At 33.5% G+C, this 16,775-nt stretch carries 15 protein-coding genes and 1 tRNA gene; 8 read left to right on the top strand and 8 right to left on the bottom strand.

What is annotated here, in order from left to right; all coding sequences use genetic code 11:
* Nucleotides 1–40: 40 nt before the first annotated feature.
* Together purH and CAP47_RS09530 are read right to left on the bottom strand one after the other, a co-directional pair.
* A complete protein-coding gene (gene purH, locus CAP47_RS09535) occupies nt 41–1,576 on the bottom strand; it encodes a bifunctional phosphoribosylaminoimidazolecarboxamide formyltransferase/IMP cyclohydrolase (protein WP_100776404.1) in 1,536 nt (511 codons plus the stop codon).
* Between the two features lie 82 nt (nt 1,577–1,658).
* A complete protein-coding gene (locus CAP47_RS09530) occupies nt 1,659–2,099 on the bottom strand; it encodes a retropepsin-like aspartic protease (protein WP_100776403.1) in 441 nt (146 codons plus the stop codon).
* 50 nt (nt 2,100–2,149) lie between these two features.
* Between CAP47_RS09530 and CAP47_RS09525 the strand changes: the two genes are divergently transcribed.
* The 8 genes from CAP47_RS09525 to CAP47_RS09490 all read left to right on the top strand — a co-directional run bounded on the left by CAP47_RS09525 (nt 2,150) and on the right by CAP47_RS09490 (nt 7,307).
* The gene (locus tag CAP47_RS09525; RefSeq protein WP_100776402.1) at nt 2,150–2,920 is read left to right on the top strand and encodes a TatD family hydrolase; all 771 of its coding nucleotides are present in this window, start codon (nt 2,150–2,152) and stop codon (nt 2,918–2,920) included.
* Nucleotides 2,917–3,945, top strand: a complete 1,029-nt coding sequence (locus CAP47_RS09520) for an asparaginase (RefSeq protein WP_093237964.1) — start codon at nt 2,917–2,919, stop codon at nt 3,943–3,945. The genes CAP47_RS09525 and CAP47_RS09520 overlap by 4 nt, the downstream gene beginning before the upstream one ends.
* 78 nt (nt 3,946–4,023) lie before the next feature.
* Nucleotides 4,024–4,113: transfer RNA gene (locus CAP47_RS09515), tRNA-Ser, on the top strand.
* A gap of 56 nt (nt 4,114–4,169) precedes the next feature.
* A complete protein-coding gene (locus CAP47_RS09510) occupies nt 4,170–4,955 on the top strand; it encodes a MotA/TolQ/ExbB proton channel family protein (protein WP_093237967.1) in 786 nt (261 codons plus the stop codon).
* 8 nt (nt 4,956–4,963) lie between these two features.
* Complete coding sequence (locus CAP47_RS09505) at nt 4,964–5,398, top strand: hypothetical protein (protein WP_100776401.1); 435 nt, start codon at nt 4,964–4,966, stop codon at nt 5,396–5,398.
* 2 nt (nt 5,399–5,400) lie between these two features.
* The gene (locus tag CAP47_RS09500) at nt 5,401–6,027 is read left to right on the top strand and encodes an ExbD/TolR family protein (RefSeq protein WP_093237973.1); all 627 of its coding nucleotides are present in this window, start codon (nt 5,401–5,403) and stop codon (nt 6,025–6,027) included.
* A gap of 15 nt (nt 6,028–6,042) precedes the next feature.
* Nucleotides 6,043–6,525 carry an ExbD/TolR family protein gene (locus tag CAP47_RS09495; RefSeq protein WP_093237976.1) on the top strand — a complete coding sequence of 161 codons (483 nt, stop codon included), beginning with the start codon at nt 6,043–6,045 and terminating at the stop codon, nt 6,523–6,525.
* An 80-nt stretch (nt 6,526–6,605) separates the two neighbouring features.
* Nucleotides 6,606–7,307: an outer membrane beta-barrel protein gene (locus CAP47_RS09490; RefSeq protein ID WP_238141022.1), complete on the top strand. Its 702-nt coding sequence runs from the start codon at nt 6,606–6,608 to the stop codon at nt 7,305–7,307.
* Here the strand turns inward: CAP47_RS09490 and CAP47_RS12380 are convergent.
* The 6 genes from CAP47_RS12380 to CAP47_RS09460 all read right to left on the bottom strand — a co-directional run bounded on the left by CAP47_RS12380 (nt 7,295) and on the right by CAP47_RS09460 (nt 16,770).
* On the bottom strand, nt 7,295–7,507 hold the full coding sequence (locus tag CAP47_RS12380; protein ID WP_192869979.1) for a phosphatase PAP2 family protein: 213 nt from the start codon (nt 7,505–7,507) through the stop codon (nt 7,295–7,297). The genes CAP47_RS09490 and CAP47_RS12380 overlap by 13 nt on opposite strands.
* A 398-nt stretch (nt 7,508–7,905) precedes the next feature.
* A complete protein-coding gene (rpoN, locus tag CAP47_RS09480; RefSeq protein ID WP_100776398.1) occupies nt 7,906–9,351 on the bottom strand; it encodes an RNA polymerase factor sigma-54 in 1,446 nt (481 codons plus the stop codon).
* 2 nt (nt 9,352–9,353) lie between these two features.
* Nucleotides 9,354–10,232 (bottom strand): RluA family pseudouridine synthase, encoded by an 879-nt coding sequence (locus CAP47_RS09475; RefSeq protein ID WP_100776397.1) that lies wholly within the window; start codon nt 10,230–10,232, stop codon nt 9,354–9,356.
* Nucleotides 10,233–10,237: 5 nt separating this feature from the next.
* Entirely contained in the window at nt 10,238–11,680 is a 1,443-nt protein-coding gene (asnS, locus tag CAP47_RS09470) for an asparagine--tRNA ligase (RefSeq protein WP_100776396.1), read from the bottom strand.
* 344 nt (nt 11,681–12,024) lie between these two features.
* Entirely contained in the window at nt 12,025–14,412 is a 2,388-nt protein-coding gene (locus CAP47_RS09465; protein ID WP_100776395.1) for an efflux RND transporter permease subunit, read from the bottom strand.
* 57 nt (nt 14,413–14,469) lie between these two features.
* The gene (locus tag CAP47_RS09460) at nt 14,470–16,770 is read right to left on the bottom strand and encodes a DUF5686 family protein (RefSeq protein WP_100776394.1); all 2,301 of its coding nucleotides are present in this window, start codon (nt 16,768–16,770) and stop codon (nt 14,470–14,472) included.
* Nucleotides 16,771–16,775: the final 5 nt, after the last annotated feature.

The following is a 16,775-nucleotide window of genomic DNA, read 5'->3' as shown; positions in this document are numbered from 1 at the left end:
TCAAGTTGTAATTCAAGTATAAGGTGTAAAGTTAGCTAAATTAATGCTTAAAATGTCTAATGCCAGTCATTAACATTGTCATTTTATTTTGGTCGCAATAATCAATACTCAGTTGGTCTTTTATAGAGCCTCCTGGTTGTATAACGGCTGAAATTCTTGCTTCGTGTGCAATCTCAACACAATCAGGAAAAGGGAAAAACGCATCACTTGCCATCACGGCTCCTTTTAAGCTAAAGCCAAAAGATTGCGCTTTCGCTATAGCCTGATTTAGGGCATCAACACGTGATGTTTGACCAGTTCCACTTGCTAAAAGCTGACCATCTTTAGCCAATACAATCGTGTTTGATTTTGTGTGTTTACTTATTTTTGAAGCAAACAACATGTCCTGGACTTCAGCTTCTGTTGCTTGTTTTTTTGTAACAGTTTTTATGTCTTCAACAGTATCTGTTTTTAGATTTTTATCTTGAACTAAAACACCGTTTAAACATGTTCTAACTTGTGCTTCTTTAAACTCAAATTTCTTTTGTACAAGTAGAATTCTGTTTTTCTTCCCTTTTAAGATTTCTAATGCATCTTCAGCAAATGAAGGCGCTATGACAACTTCACAGAACAATTGATGTATTTTTTCAGCAGCAGCTTTATCAATTTCAGTGTTTGAAATCAAAATACCTCCAAATGCTGAGACTGGATCACCAGCCAAAGCATCTTCATAAGCCTCTAAAACAGTATCACGTTGCGCTAAACCACAAGCGTTATTATGTTTCAAAACTGCAAAAGTTGGTTTGTCATCTTTAAACTCAGACATTAAATTAATGGCGGCATCAACATCTAAAAGATTATTGTAAGAAAGTTCTTTACCATGTAATTGTTCAAAGACATCATCAAAATCTCCGTAAAAGCTTGCTCGTTGATGTGGATTTTCACCATATCTTAATTTTTTCGCTTGCTCATAATCTGCTTTATAAGCATCGACAGCATTGATGCCATTATTTAAATAGTTAAAAATAACAGTATCATAATGTGAAGAAATATTGAAAGCTTTTGCTGCATATTTCTGACGGTCCTCAAGACTCGTTTCTCCATTTTTTTCTTCTAACAAACCTAAAAAAGCATCATAATCTGATCGTGAAGATACACAGATAACATCCTTAAAGTTTTTTGCGGCAGCACGAATAAGTGAGATTCCTCCAATATCGATTTTTTCAATAATATCTTGCTCGCTAGCACCAGACGCAACAGTATCCTCAAACGGATATAGATCAACAATCACAAGGTCAATTTGAGGGATTTCAAACTTTTTCATTTCATCTTGATCACTGTTTTGATCTTGACGATTCAAAATACCTCCAAAAACTTTAGGGTGTAATGTTTTGACACGTCCTCCCAATATGGAAGGATAATTCGTGACATCTTCAACAGCTGTAACATCGACACCGAGCTTTCTAATAAAACTTTCTGTGCCGCCAGTTGAGTAGATTTTTACACCTAATTGATGAAGTTTTTTCACAATAGGCTCTAGCCCATCTTTATGAAATACTGAAATTAATGCTGATTTAATGTGTGTGTTGGAAATCATGAGTCATTATTTAAGCTGCGAAAGTAATATTTTTCAGCAAAAATGAGTCTCATTTTAAAAACAAAATAACTTTTAAAAGAACTTATATTTTCAAGTAAAGACGATTTGTTTTGTAGTCGATTACAGCTTTGGATTTTTTTAATAAATCAGCACCGATAATCCCATTAACACATTCAGAATCATGCTCTTCCAATGCAGCATTAACATGCGACAAATCGAATAAAACAAGTTTGAATTTTGATTGTGCCCACTCTCCTATTTCAATATGATTATCAGTTGAAGTTTTTGTCAGCATATTAATAGCTCCTGCTCCTGCAGCTCGCACATCAGAATCTTCAGACAACAATTCAAAATGATCAGCAGATTTAAAATCAACACATGAGCTTGACGCACCCGTATCTACTATAAAAGAACCTTCAACACCATTAATGATCGCTTGACATTGGTGATGACCAGTTGATGTCACAGTCATTTTGATACTAGTGTAATTCTTCGTCTGTAAAAATTTTTTAAGAGAGGACATTTTTTCTTTTTTTGCAAATATAGATTTTCAATTTAATAAATTTGCCAACTATGAATTTTACTGACACACATACACATCTTTATGTTGATGCTTTTAAAGAAGACATTGACGAAGTGATGAAACGCGCAAATGACGAAAACATCAATCGTTTTTTTATTCCCGCAATAGATTCGGCAACAACCGAGGCTATGTATCAACTTGAAAAAGATTTTCCTAGACAGGTATTTTTAATGATGGGGCTACATCCAACATCAGTCAAGGAAAATTATCAGGAGGAATTGAAACATATTGAGGAACAATTAGAAAAACGTCAGTTTTATGCCATAGGTGAAATTGGTATTGATTTATACTGGGATCAAACTCATCTTCAAAAACAACAAGATGCTTTTAGACATCAGATAAAATTGGCTAAAAAGTATAAACTACCCATAGTCATTCACTGTAGAAATGCTTTCGATGAAGTTTTTGAAATTCTTGAAGAAGAAAAATCTGAAGATTTATTTGGAATATTTCACTGTTTTACTGGCACTTACGAGCATGCTCAACAAGCGATTAATTATAATTTAAAACTTGGTTTAGGTGGTGTTTTGACTTTTAAAAATGGAAAGATTGACAAATTCATGTCTGAGATTGACATGAAGCATATTGTTTTAGAGACAGATTCACCCTACCTTGCGCCAACGCCATACAGAGGCAAAAGAAACGAAAGTTCATACTTGATAGAAGTCGCAAAAAAATTAGCTAACATCCATCAAATAAGTTTAGAAGAAGTTGCAAGAATCACGACAGAAAACGCAAATCAGATATTTGGTACATCATGAAAAATAAAGCGAAAATTTTACTGATTTACACAGGTGGTACAATCGGAATGATTAAAGACCCTGTAACCAATAGCCTGAAAGCTTTTAACTTTGATCAGCTTCTTTCTAAAATACCAGAACTCAAATTATTGAGTCATAAAATAGAAACCTACAGTTTTGAAGACCCTAAAGATTCATCTGATTTTGATCACACGGATTATATCGCTTTGGCAAAAGTTATAGAAGCAAACTATGAAGATTTTGATGGGTTTGTCGTTTTACATGGAAGCGACACGATGTCCTACACTGCTTCTGCACTTTCTTTTATGCTCGAAAACTTAACGAAACCCGTGATTTTCACTGGATCTCAACTTCCTATCGGAGATTTGAGAACTGATGCAAAAGAAAATTTAATCACAAGCATACAAGTTGCAGGTTTACATGAAAATGGCAAACCAGTCATCAAAGAAGTTGGACTCTATTTTGAATACAAACTATATAGAGCAAATAGAACAACGAAAATAAACGCTGAACATTTTGAAGCATTTGAGTCTTTAAACTATCCTCCTTTAATAGAATCTGGCGTCAATCTTAAAATAAATAGATCATCACTTCAACGTATTCCATCTAAAAGAAAATTAAAAGTTCATCATGAATTAGACAATCGCGTGATGGTGATCAAATTAATTCCTAGTCTTGCAAAGAAGACTTTAGAACATATTTTGGAGACACCACATATTAAAGGTATTATATTGGAAACTTTTGGAAGTGGTAATTCTAAGACTGACATTTGGTTTATTAAAGCTTTAGAAAAAGCAATAAATAAAGGCATTCATATTGTCAACGTCACGCAATGCAGTGGTGGAAGTGTAGAAATGGGAAAGTATGAAACCAGTGATCAGCTTAAAAAAATTGGATTAATAGAAGGAAAAGATATTACAACTGAAGCTGCGGTTGGCAAAATGATGTATATGCTGACCAAGGATTTAGAATACAATGTCTTTAAAACAATATTTGAAACGAGTTTAAGAGGTGAAATGAAATAATTTAACTGACTTTTTTTAAGAACATTAAAATATTTTTTGTTATTTGCATTCTAATTCGTTTATTTGAAATGATTTTAAAGAGAGGTGACCGAGCGGTTTAAGGTGCACGCCTGGAAAGCGTGTGTTCTGATTGTATCGGAACCGAGGGTTCGAATCCCTTCCTCTCTGCTTAACCATGTAATATAATTTAAACTATACATTTACTAATTCTAAGACAAACAACAATGAAAAGAGTATTTTCAATTTTAGCCATTTGTACATTAATGGTTTTAGGTAATTTCAATGCACATGCGTCAAAGACTGATGTTGTTTCAGAAAACATCATCGTTAACTTTGTGCAAGATGAAGAAGCTGCAGCAGCAGACACAAATGAAGACAAAGGTTTTCATCAAGTTTTAAAAGAAAGATTTATTGAGGGTGGCCCAACGTTTATGGGAATTGTTCTCTTATGTCTTATTCTAGGTTTAGCAATTGCCTTTGAAAGAATCATTTACTTAAACTTAGCAACAACAAACACTAAAAAGTTAGCTCAAAAAGTTGAAGATGCTTTAAATAGTGGTGGAGTTGAAGCAGCAAAAGAAGTTTGTAGAGATACAAGCGGACCAGTTGCATCAATTTACTACCAAGGCCTTGACCGTATGGATGAAGGTGTTGAAGCTTCAGAAAAAGCAGTTATTGCTTACGGTGGTGTTCAAATGGGACAACTTGAGAAAAACGTATCATGGGTTTCTTTATTTATTGCCTTAGCACCAATGCTTGGGTTTATGGGTACTGTAATCGGTATGATTCAGGCATTTGATAAAATTGAAGCAGCAGGAGACATGCAGCCATCATTAGTTGCTGGAGGTATTAAAGTTGCACTTTTAACAACAGTATTCGGTCTTATCGTTGCGATTATACTTCAAATTTTTTATAACTACATCATCTCTAAAATCGATGCTATTGTAAACGATATGGAAGATGCATCAATCACATTGATTGACATGTTAGTTGCTCACAAAAATAAATAAGACAAACAATGAATAAAGTATCAAATATATTTAAAATCCTTGTCGGTGTTATTGGGGCTATTTTATTCCTCAGAATTTTTTACACTGGCGATGATGTTATCGAAAGCGAAGCTGCGCTTCAAGACAGTATTTTAGCACCATTACTTTATGTTGCTTATGGTATCTTGGCGTTAGCTATTATTTTCACCTTAGGATTTTCTATTAAAGAACTCTTTACTGGAAATGTTGTCAAAACTCTAATTTCTTTAGGTGTATTTATTGCAATTATTGCAGTATCATATGGTATTGCAAGTGGAACAGAAACCGCTTTAAGAGATGGTGAAATGCTATCTGCCTCAGGCTCGAGATGGGTCGGCGCTGGATTGAATGCCTTTTATATATTAGCGGTTCTAGCAATAGGAGCTATGCTTGTTTCAAGCGTTAGAAAATTAATAATTAGATAATTATGGCAAAAAGAGGATCACCAGAAGTTAACGCTGGATCAATGGCAGACATTGCTTTCCTGCTCCTTATCTTTTTCTTGGTTACTACAACCATCGAAACAGATAGTGGTATTAGCAGAAAGTTACCGCCATTAGATGAAGAAACAGAGAATCCTCCACCGCTTAAAAAGAAAAATATCTTTATCGTGTTAGTCAACGCTAATGAAGAGATTTTCGTTGATCATGATATAATCAAAGAAAACCCTGTAAAATTAGAAGACTTAAAAGATAAAGCTATAGAATTTCTGGACAACGGTGGCGGTACAGGAGATGAAGCATGTAATTATTGTCAAGGAACTGGAAACCCGGAATCATCAGACAACCCAATTAAGGCTGTTATTTCATTGCAAAATGATAGGATGACAGAATACGGAACTTACATCGCAGTTCAAAATGAGCTTGTTGCAGCTTATAACACATTGAGAAATCGTGAAGCGCAACGACTTTATAACATGGATTTTACTGAAATGGAAAAAGCATTTAAAAATCCTGAAACAAGCGACGCTAATAAAGAAAAGCTAAAGGAACGTATCGGAGTTGTAAAAGACATGTTCCCTCAAAAATTATCTGAAGCTGAACCTAAGAAATAGTTTAAAATAAAAATTATGTCAAAATTTAAAAAGAAACAAGACGAGGGTACACCTGCAATTTCTACAGCTTCTTTGCCTGATATTGTTTTTATGCTATTATTCTTCTTTATGGTTGTTACTGTTATGAGAGATACAAGCTTAAAGGTTAAAAATGTATTGCCATACGCTGATCAAGTTGAAAAGCTTGAAAAGAAAGATTTGGTTATGTACATTTACGCTGGAAAGCCTTCTCCACGTTATCAGCAACAATTTGGTACTGAAGCGAGAGTTCAGCTAAACGACAATTACGCGAGAATTAGCGATATACAACAGTTCATATTTCAGGAAAGAGAATCTAAAAGAGAAGAATTAGTGCCAGCATTAATTACAGCTCTTAAGGTTGACAAGGAAACAAATATGGGCTTAGTATCAGATATTAAGCAAGAGCTTAGAAAGGCTGAAGCCTTAAAAATTAATTACACAACAAGAGAAGGTGATGCGAACCTTAATATGGAATAAGCATTTTGCTTTTTATTGTTATCTTAGAAAACATCCAATTTACGTTGGATGTTTTCTATTTTAAGACATATCTTAGCGACATGAAATCCATGTACTTCTTCTTATTACTTCTCATAATCTCTTTGCCTTCATTAGCACAAAACAAAGATGAAGCAGACAACAAAGTTATTGACAGTCTTTACAGAGAAGATCAGTTTTACGCTGGCGTTGCATTCAATTTAATGACAGAAATGCCAAAAGGCGGAAATCAATCAGGATTTTCAGGAAGTTTTGACCTTGGATTTATCAGAGACTTTCCAATAAATAAAAGAAGGAGTCTTGCAGTTGGTGTAGGTCTCGGTGTAAGCTCTAGTAGTTTTGGACATAACATTTTAATAAGTGAAACCGGTGACGGCCAGGATATCGTTCAACCTATTTCAAAAGATATTGAATATAAAAACAATCGCTTTGCAACGCATTTAGTAGAGATGCCAATCCAAATAAGATGGAGAAGCTCAACACCTGAAGATTACGCTTTTTGGCGTGTATATTTTGGCGTAAAATTGGGCTATATATACTACTTCAAGTCAAAATTTGAGCAAGATGATCTGACTATTAAACAGACAGATGTCAATGCTCTTAATAGATTTCGAACAGCCGGATTCTTTTCTTTTGGTTATAATATTGTCAATATTCAAATTCAGTATGATCTCAATCCACTTTTTAGTGGTGAAGTTTCAAATGGTACAAGTAAAATAGGAATAAAGCCATTGAGAATTGGACTGATATTCTACATTTTATAGTACTTAAAAATGGGTATCGTAAGTTGAGTAATAACCCCAAGCACAACACCAACGATCACTTCTGAAGGAACATGCGCTTTTAAAATTAAGCGAGAAGAAGAGACAAGCCCTAAACACATCACCAAGAAAGCAATGCTATAAATAAAATTAAGCTGAAAATTAAAGCTTAAAATAATAAGGAAAGTCAGAAGGCTTGACATACCTAAACTATGTAAACTTATTTTGAAACGAAAAAAAAGAGCTATAAAAACTACCATAGAAGCTAACAACAAAGACCAAAAAAAATAAAATAAATACTGATAATTGTATAGCTCGAAAATGTAATTGATAATCACTAAATCAAGCATCATAAAAAACAACAAAGGCAATCTTCTCTCCTTTGATGTAGGAAGCTCAAAACTGGAAATCAACTTGAGTGTCTTAAAAAAATATAAGAATACTAGCGGGAGAAGTACTGAGACAATCAGCGTTGCAACTATTTTTGAATAAATAACTGAGCTATCAAAATAAATCGGAAGCTTGTAGAAAAAAATAATGACGGCCGCAAGCGGAACAAAAATTGGATGTAAAACAACAGATATAAGTTGCGATAGCTTTCTCATATTTCCTTTCTCAATCTAGCAACAGGAAGATCAAGTTGCTCTCTATATTTAGCAATGGTTCTTCTGGCAATCGGATATCCTTTATCTTTCAAGAGTTCTGCTAGTTTAGCATCTGTATGGGGTTTAGATTTATCTTCTTTTTCAATAATCACTTCTAATATCTTCTTAATTTCCCTCGTAGAAACATCTTCACCTTTATCATTCTTCATCGATTCAGAGAAGAATTCTTTGATTAAAAAAGTACCATAAGGCGTATCCACATATTTACTGTTAGCCACACGAGAAACTGTACTGATATCCATATCAATACGTTCAGCTATGTCTTTTAAAATCATAGGTTTAATCTCACGTTCATCACCAGTTAAGAAATAATCCTTTTGGTAATTCATTATTGTGCTCATCGTTGCATATAAAGTTTGTTGACGTTGCTTTATCGCATCGATAAACCATTTTGCAGAATCAAGCTTTTGTTTGATAAATAAAACAGCCTCCTTTTGTTTTTTAGTTTTCTCTTTAGACTCTTTATAGGCATTAAGCATATTTGCATAATCATGAGAAACGTGCATCTCTGGTGCATTCCGTGAGTTTAATGTCAACTCTAATTCTCCATTTTTTATACGTATTGTGAAATCAGGAGTCACATGCTCAACAATCTTCGTATTCGAGCTGTAAGATGCGCCTGGCTTAGGATTTAAACTTTCAATTTCATCTATCGCCGCTTTTAATTGGTCTTCATCAATTGAAAATTTATTCAATAATTTTTTATAATGCTTTTTTGTAAACATGTCAAAAGCATTATCTATAATCTGCAAAGCTAAATCAGTGCTTTCACGAGATTTTCTACGTTTTAATTGTATACTTAAACATTCTTGTAAATCACGTGCAGCAACACCACTTGGATCTAAATCTTGTACACGTTTAAACACTTTCAAAACATTTTTTTCATCAGTATAAATGTTCTGTGTAAAAGCTAAATCATCAACAATATCTATCAACTCACGACGGATGTACCCTGAACCATCAACACTGCCAATCAAAAACTCTGCGATCACATAATCGTTTTCACTGAGGCTCATCGTTGAAAGTTGATTTCTCAAATATTGCGTAAATGATATGCCAGCAGCGTAAGGAATTTGATTTTCCTCATCATCCTTAGAGTAATTATTTGCTTTTAGCTTATAGCTCGGTATTTCATCATCACTCAAGTAGTCATCGACATCAAATTCTGTCTCAATTACCTCATGATCATCTTCCATAGGCTCATTCTCAAAATGATCATCTTCCAATGATTCTTTACCAGATTCTAAAGCAGGATTTTCCTCTAATTCATTTTTAATTCTTTGTTCAAAAGCAACAGTTGGCAGCTGAATCAATTTCATTAATTGAATCTGCTGTGGCGACAACTTCTGGGATAACTTAAGATTTAATTGCTGCTTCAACATAATTATAACTTCTTATAGGATGTAATAAATTTACTAAACTTTTTAGGTAAATCAAGGTTTATATCAATTATTTGGTCTTTAAAAGGATGCTCAAAATTTAATCCACTGGCTTGCAAATATAAACGCTGAGATTTTTCATTACAGTTCTTTAAATCAGGATCATAAAGAACATCGCCTAATATAGGATGATTAATTCCTGCTAAATGCTTTCGTAACTGATGCGTTCTCCCTGTTGTTGGAAACAATTTCAAAACAGTAAATTGATCATTAACTTTTATAAAATGCTGATCAACTAAAACCTCAGTAAATGCTTCTTTATTATCAACCTCATCTTTAATTAATAATTTTTGAGTTTCAAAGTGACCTTTGACAATCGCTGTGTAAACTTTATTCACCTGATGATCTTGAAAAAGCTGAGATAATTTAGATTTAGCGTGCATTGTTTTAGCACAAATCAAAAGACCTCGTGTCGGATTATCTAAACGATGAACAGGTTGCGGGTAGCTGAGTTTATCTTTTAAAACTGAAGATTTTAAATTATAAGAAAGTGCGTTTTCAATTGTTTTAAAATAATTACCGTTTGTGGGAAATCCAGGAAGCTTATCAATAATCGCAAAATAATCATCCTCAAAAAGAACTTTTATCTCTAGTCTGAAGATAGGTCTTTCTGATTTCTCTTGAGGTTGTAAAAGTGATATTTCATACCCAACTTTAACCCAATCGCCAGTGTAAGCAACTTTATTATTGATTAAAACCTGACCTCTTTTAATCGCTTTTTTTAGAGCACTTTTAGTTTGAATAGATTCAAAAATATGAACCGCATAGTCTTGCAGTCGCATTTCTTGCGAAAGCGACTGAACAAGATGCCTTTCAATAATCATATTTCTTAAAAATCTGCGTTTTGTGGCGTACGTGGGTAAGGAATTACATCACGAATGTTTGTCATGCCTGTCGCAAATAAAACGAGTCTTTCAAATCCAAGACCAAAACCTGAATGTACACAAGTCCCAAATTTACGAGTATCAAGGTACCAGGACAATTCTTCTTGGTCGATATTAAGCTCTTTCATTTTCGATTGCAACACATCATAGCGTTCCTCTCTTTGAGAACCACCTACAATTTCTCCAATACCAGGAAAAAGAATATCCATCGCTCTTACTGTTTTCTCATCTTCATTTAAACGCATGTAAAACGCTTTAATATCTGCTGGGTAATCAAATAAGATAACAGGACATTTAAAATGCTTTTCAACTAAGTAACGCTCGTGTTCACTTTGTAAATCTGCGCCCCATTCTTCTATAATATAGTTGAATTTTTTCTTTTTATTCGGTTTTGACTTTTTCAGAATATCAATCGCTTCAGTATAACTCACACGTTTGAAATTATTAGCTAAAACAAAATCCAATTTCTCACGTAATTTCATCGGAGAGCGATCTTTTTCTGGTTTTGATTTTTCTTCTTGTAAAAGTCTATTTTCTAAAAATTCTAAATCATCTTGACAATGATCTACAATATATTGAAGCACATATTTGATGAAGTCTTCCGCCAAATCCATATTTCCATCAAGATCGCAAAAAGCAACCTCAGGTTCTATCATCCAAAATTCAGCTAAATGACGAGATGTGTTTGAGTTTTCTGCTCTAAAAGTTGGTCCAAATGTATAAACTTTACCAAGGCCAAGCGCATAAGTTTCAGCTTCTAACTGTCCACTCACAGTTAAGTTTGTCTCCTTACCAAAGAAATCTTCTTTGTAATCAACTTTACCATCTTCATTTTTCGGAACATTGTTAAGATCATGATTTGTCACTTTAAACATCTCCCCTGCTCCTTCCGCATCACTTCCTGTAATAATTGGCGTGTTGACATAGAAAAAACCGTTTTTTCTGAAGTAGTCATGAACAGCAAATGACAACTGCGATCTCAATCGCATAACAGCGCCAAAAGTATTTGTTCTCACGCGTAAATGCGCCTGCTCTCTTAATTTTTCAAGACTATGTTTTTTTGGCTGAAGTATCGTTTTCTTCACTTCATCAGGATCAGCAGCTCCCAAAATATGAACGTCTTTGACAACAACTTCATAACTTTGGCCATGTCCTTGACTTTCCTCTAAAGTTCCTTCAACTTTAATTGCCGCACCAGTTGTAATTTGCTTTAATATCTTTTCGTCTGTATTTTCAAAATCAACAACACATTGAATGTTATGAATTGTTGAGCCATCATTTAAAGCAATGAATCTGTTACTTCTGTAAGCTTTAACCCAACCAGAAATTTGTATATCTTGATGTAGTTTCTTACCTTCTAACAGTTGTAAAACGGTGTTATTTTTCATCTTGGAAATTTTAAGATTACAAATATAAAGTTAATTATATGTGATAACAATCTAAGTTGAAAAAAAGCCTAGATTATTATATCATAATTTAAAAATCAACTCAATGCTAGGCTTCCATTTTAAAAAATTAATTGAAATACAGTTGAAGTTCCAGAGCAAATTTAGCTAAGGTAAAATTTAACAGATTTAAATGAAAAATACCTAGTATTAGGTATTGATATGACTGGGATGTTGATTTATGTTTGTACCAGATATCCAATCTAATTTGAAAAAATTTTAATGCGAGTTTTTTTTGGGGTAAAAACTTCTCGCAATTTCAAACCGACTCAATCGAGTCGGTTTTTTTATTCCTCGTCATCAATAATGTTCATCTGAGGTTTTCTGAAAGTTTTCTTGTTTGCAATATTGCGTTCTAAAGACAATAGTAGTGAAGGAAGCAGTAGTAAGTTTGCTAACATTGCGAAAAGCAAAGCTGCAGAAACAAGCCCACCTAAGGCAACAGTTCCTCCAAAACTCGAAATCATGAAAACGGAGAAACCAAAGAATAAAACGATAGAAGTGTAAAACATACTTACCGCGGTTTCTCTTAAAGTTGGATAAACCGATCGTCTGATTTTCCAATTATTCGCTTTCAATTCTTGTCTATATTTCGCTAAAAAGTGAATTGTATCATCTACGCTAATACCAAAAGCAATACTAAAGACTAAAATTGTTGAAGGTTTTATTGGTATTCCAATATAACCCATCATGCCAGCTGTCATGATTAAAGGTAATAAGTTTGGCAGGAGTGAAATCAAAATCATACGGAATGACCTGAACATCCACGCCATAAATAATGCGATGAGCAAAATCGCCAAACCTAGAGATAAAAGTAAATTATTAACCAAGTAATAAGTCCCTTTTTGGTAGATTAAAGCTTTCCCAGTGAGGCTAACGTTATAACGATCTGGCGGAAATATTTTGTCAATTTCGGGCAGTAATCTTTCTTCTATTTTTTCAATTTCATCAGTTCCTATATCTTGCATAAAAACCGTCATACGTGCAAATTGTCCAGTAGAATCAACATAAGATGTGATACTGCTTTGCCCCTCTCCTTCTGATAAACTTTTAAGGTAAGGCATCATAAAGTTACGTTCCCCGCGCGTTGGTAATTGGTAATATTTTTCTTTACCGTTATAGTAAGCTTGTTTAGAATACTTAGCTAAATTAACGACTGATAAAGGCTTTGAAAGTTCATCAATATCATTAAGCTCACTTTCCAAACGCTCCATTTTTTTGAGTGTTGAAAGCTTGATAACACCATTTTTCTTTTTAGTATCTATCATAACTTCAAGTGGCAAAACACCTTCAAATTCTTTCTCGAAAAATTTGAGATCTTGAAAAAATTCAGCTTTTTGGGGCATATCTTCTAAAATACTTCCTGAGACTTTTATTTTATAAATACCAATCACACTGATCACCAAAATAGCAACTGTCGCAAAATAAATTGTCACTCGTCTAAACCTCACCATCTTCACAATCCAGTCAACAAAACCTCCAATCCATTGCTTGCCTAAGTGTTTAAGGTGTTTTTCTCTTGGAGGCGGCATATAGCTGTAAATAATTGGAATAATCAATAAACTCAGCACGAAAATGGTGACAATATTAATTGAAGCCAAAATACCAAACTCCATTAAGAGCTCGCTTCCTGTAAGTACGAATGTGATAAATCCTGAAGCTGTCGTTAGGTTTGTCATTAAAGTTGCATTCCCAACTTTTGTAATCACACGTTGTAAAGACTTGGCTTGATTGCCGTGTTTTTTTATTTCTTGTTGATATTTATTAATCAAGAAAATACAATTCGGAATACCAATAATAATAATCAACGGCGGTATGACCGCAGTGAGCACCGTAATCTCGAAACCTAGCAATCCTATAAAACCAAAAGCCCACATAACACCAACTACAACAGTAAACATGGCAATCAATGTGGCTCTAAAAGATCTGAAAAAGAAAAAGAAAATAAACGATGTTACAAATAAAGCAGCTAAAACGAACCATTGTATTTCTCCAACAATATTTTCAGAGTTTAATGTTCTGATGTACGGCATACCCGAAACATGAATTTCCATGTCAGATGTGGCCTTGAAATCATCGATGAGCGGTATGATTTTATCAACAACAAAATCTTTTCGTAAAGAGGAATTAACAACGCTATCATGCAAATAAATCGCCGTTTGCACAGTTCGATTATTCGGACTAATAATTAAACCTTTATAAAAAGGTAAGTCATTGATTAAAGTTTGTTTATATTCTTTTAAATCCGTTTCTGATAACTCTTTATCCTGATCTAAAATGAAATCAAAATCAAAACGTTTTGGATTTTCTTTTTTGACGAGTTTTTGCAAATTATGTATGCCTGAAACTGACTTGACTTCGGAAAATGTAGCTATCGTATCAGCTAGATTTTTCCAGGATTGAAAATGTTTTGGCGTAAAAAGCTTTTCATCATCTGTGCCTATCATCATCAAGTTTCCGTCACTACCAAAGCGCTCAGTAAATGTCTCAAACTGTTGATTGATCTCAGCATCATCAGGAAGCAGGTTTGCTTCTGAGTAAGAAAAACGCATGTTTTTCCATTGAAGTGCTAACAGAAAAGTAGCCACTGCAAGAAGAACAATAATAAGAATTCGATTTCTTAAAATAGCACTTGCAAGCGTATTCCAAAAACCGAAGCTAAAAAGCTTTTGCATAATCTGAATTTAAAACTTACAAATGTATAAAACACGATGATATTTTTTCACTTAAAATCAAAGCTTTAGATAAAATGTGAATTTAAATGAAACATTATCTTCAAATGTTGGTAAATGATAAGCTCCATATCGATAAGCAAGACTTAAACCAAAACCGAATAAAACATTGTTGACTTCAACTGCAGCTTCGTTATAAACCTTATCAATTGTATTAAACTCAATTTCTTGATGTTTAAATTGATCTGAAAAATCACCAACTGCATGCCGACTAATCAATACCAATTGCGGAGCCATAAAGCGATTAATACGATAACTAGGAAAATAATGTTTGAAGTGTAATGTTGCTTGTCTTGAGCTGAAAAATTCGTTGAAATACATGGTTTCAAAACTTTTAACACCTGCCACTGAAAAACGATTAACGATTTTTTCTTTATTCGGACTGTTAGGTAAAGCATGAAAAGCATGCGTAATTGGTAAATCGCCAAAACCGATGTTCCCTTCTAAATTCAGCTCAGAAGTGTGATTATTAATATGTTGATAGATGTAATCAAATTTAGCACTCACCTTGGTAAAGTTCAAATCACTTTTAAACACATCAGAGAAACTTTGTTCAACCTGCGCGCTGATTGTAGGTGAATTTTCACTTTGTAAAAACACACGATCATCTATAGAAAGATGAGTTGAATTTGGTGTCCATCTCAAACCAAACTTAGCAGTAGAGAGTTTGTAATCTTTCAATATTCCGTCTGAACTTTCAAATTGATAAGGCCTTGTTTGTTCAATTTCACTTCTTTCAAAACGAAGCTCAGTCATAATCTTTGGTGAAAAATTATGTTGAATATCAAGACCAACAGTTTTGTATTTATAAAAATAAGTGATGTTAACCAAGCGTGGTTCGAAGAGTGAATAAGCGCGCTGATCAGTCATATATTTATTGGTCCCAACTTCATTAATGTCCTGTGCATAATCAACATTCAGCCAAGTATTGGTTTCTTTATTCAATAAAGCACCTCCGCTAAAACCATGCTTGAAACTAGCATCTTTCGTTCCGTAAGCCACGTAAGTCCCTAAACGGAAACGATCAGAAAAACGAGAATTTGTTTGAAAACCCAAACCAAATCTAAAACCTTCGTAATTGTTTAATTTTACAAGTCTTTTTAAATCAACATCAGCGAAATTGATAGGAAAAAAACCGCGTTTAAAAGCATTTCGTCTTCTTAATCGAGAACTTAAATTATTGTTTGAGACGTAATCAGAAACATATTCTCCAGACTTTGGCGCTTCAGTCATAAACTCATAAGCAATATTTTGCCATAAATTAATTTCTTTGGGCTTCCCTGAGTAAAATTTAGTTTGAACAATAGTGTTATCTGTTGTTTCGTCCAAATCAGAGATATCATCATAAACACGTAAATGTGATAGATAAGCCTGTGGTTGATCAGTAAAACTGCTCTGCTGAATTTCGCCAAGTTTAATTGTACCACCAAAAAAAGAAAGCTTTTCTCCTCCATATCCTGGTCGAATATATAGTTCTTGACTTAAAGGAAATTGATTAAAAGACTCAAAGGTTGACATAAAATACAATTGATATTCCGCATCAAAAGACATGGTATAATTTTCAATTGCATCGGTTTTGTTATTAATGAAAATCAAACCTTGCCAAGCGTATCGACTTTGTCTTGATTTATAAAAAAGAATTGTTTGTCTTTCATCTTGATGTAGCGTATAAAATTGATAAGCTCGGTAACGGGTACTTCCTAAGGCTGAATAAATTTTGTCTTTTAAGAAATTAATTTTATTTTGAAATAAATTATAACTTACAATATTTTGACGAATCACATTGTAATCAATTTGATCAAAACCATTGATATCGATTTGGTCAATAATCACTTGATCCGTCGAACCTTTATATTTTTTATATTCAGAAGATTTTCTTAAATCGAAAATTAATGAATCATTTTGAGGGTCAATTTTCGTTCGCTCAACAACACGTGATTTAAACTTTAACAATGATGCCTTTAAAATAAGGCTATCAAGTTTGTTTTTTTCTTTATTGCCAAGGATCTTTGGAGAAGAAGAAGGTTTCAAAAAAATCGTGTCTTGTTTTTGATACAAGCAATTGACATCTTGGTAAAAAGCAGCTTTAATAGTAAGACTATCTTTAAACTTTTTACCAAAAAGTAAATCACCATCAAGATTAGATTGATAAACTTGATGGTGTTTTGTGATAAGTATAGCGTTAGCTATTGGTTTTTTGCTCTCAGCATCTATAAGTTTGAGCGTGTCTTTTGATCTTATTTGGCCATGAACTAATAGGCTTGCAAAAATGAAGCAAAAGACAAAAAATAGTGATTTCAAAAAAG

Origin of the sequence: Psychroflexus sp. S27, assembly GCF_002810405.1 — a bacterium.
GTDB lineage: Bacteria > Bacteroidota > Bacteroidia > Flavobacteriales > Flavobacteriaceae > Psychroflexus > Psychroflexus halocasei_A.
The sequence above is the reverse complement of the archived record's forward strand: the minus strand, read 5'-3'. Positions and strand labels throughout refer to the sequence as shown.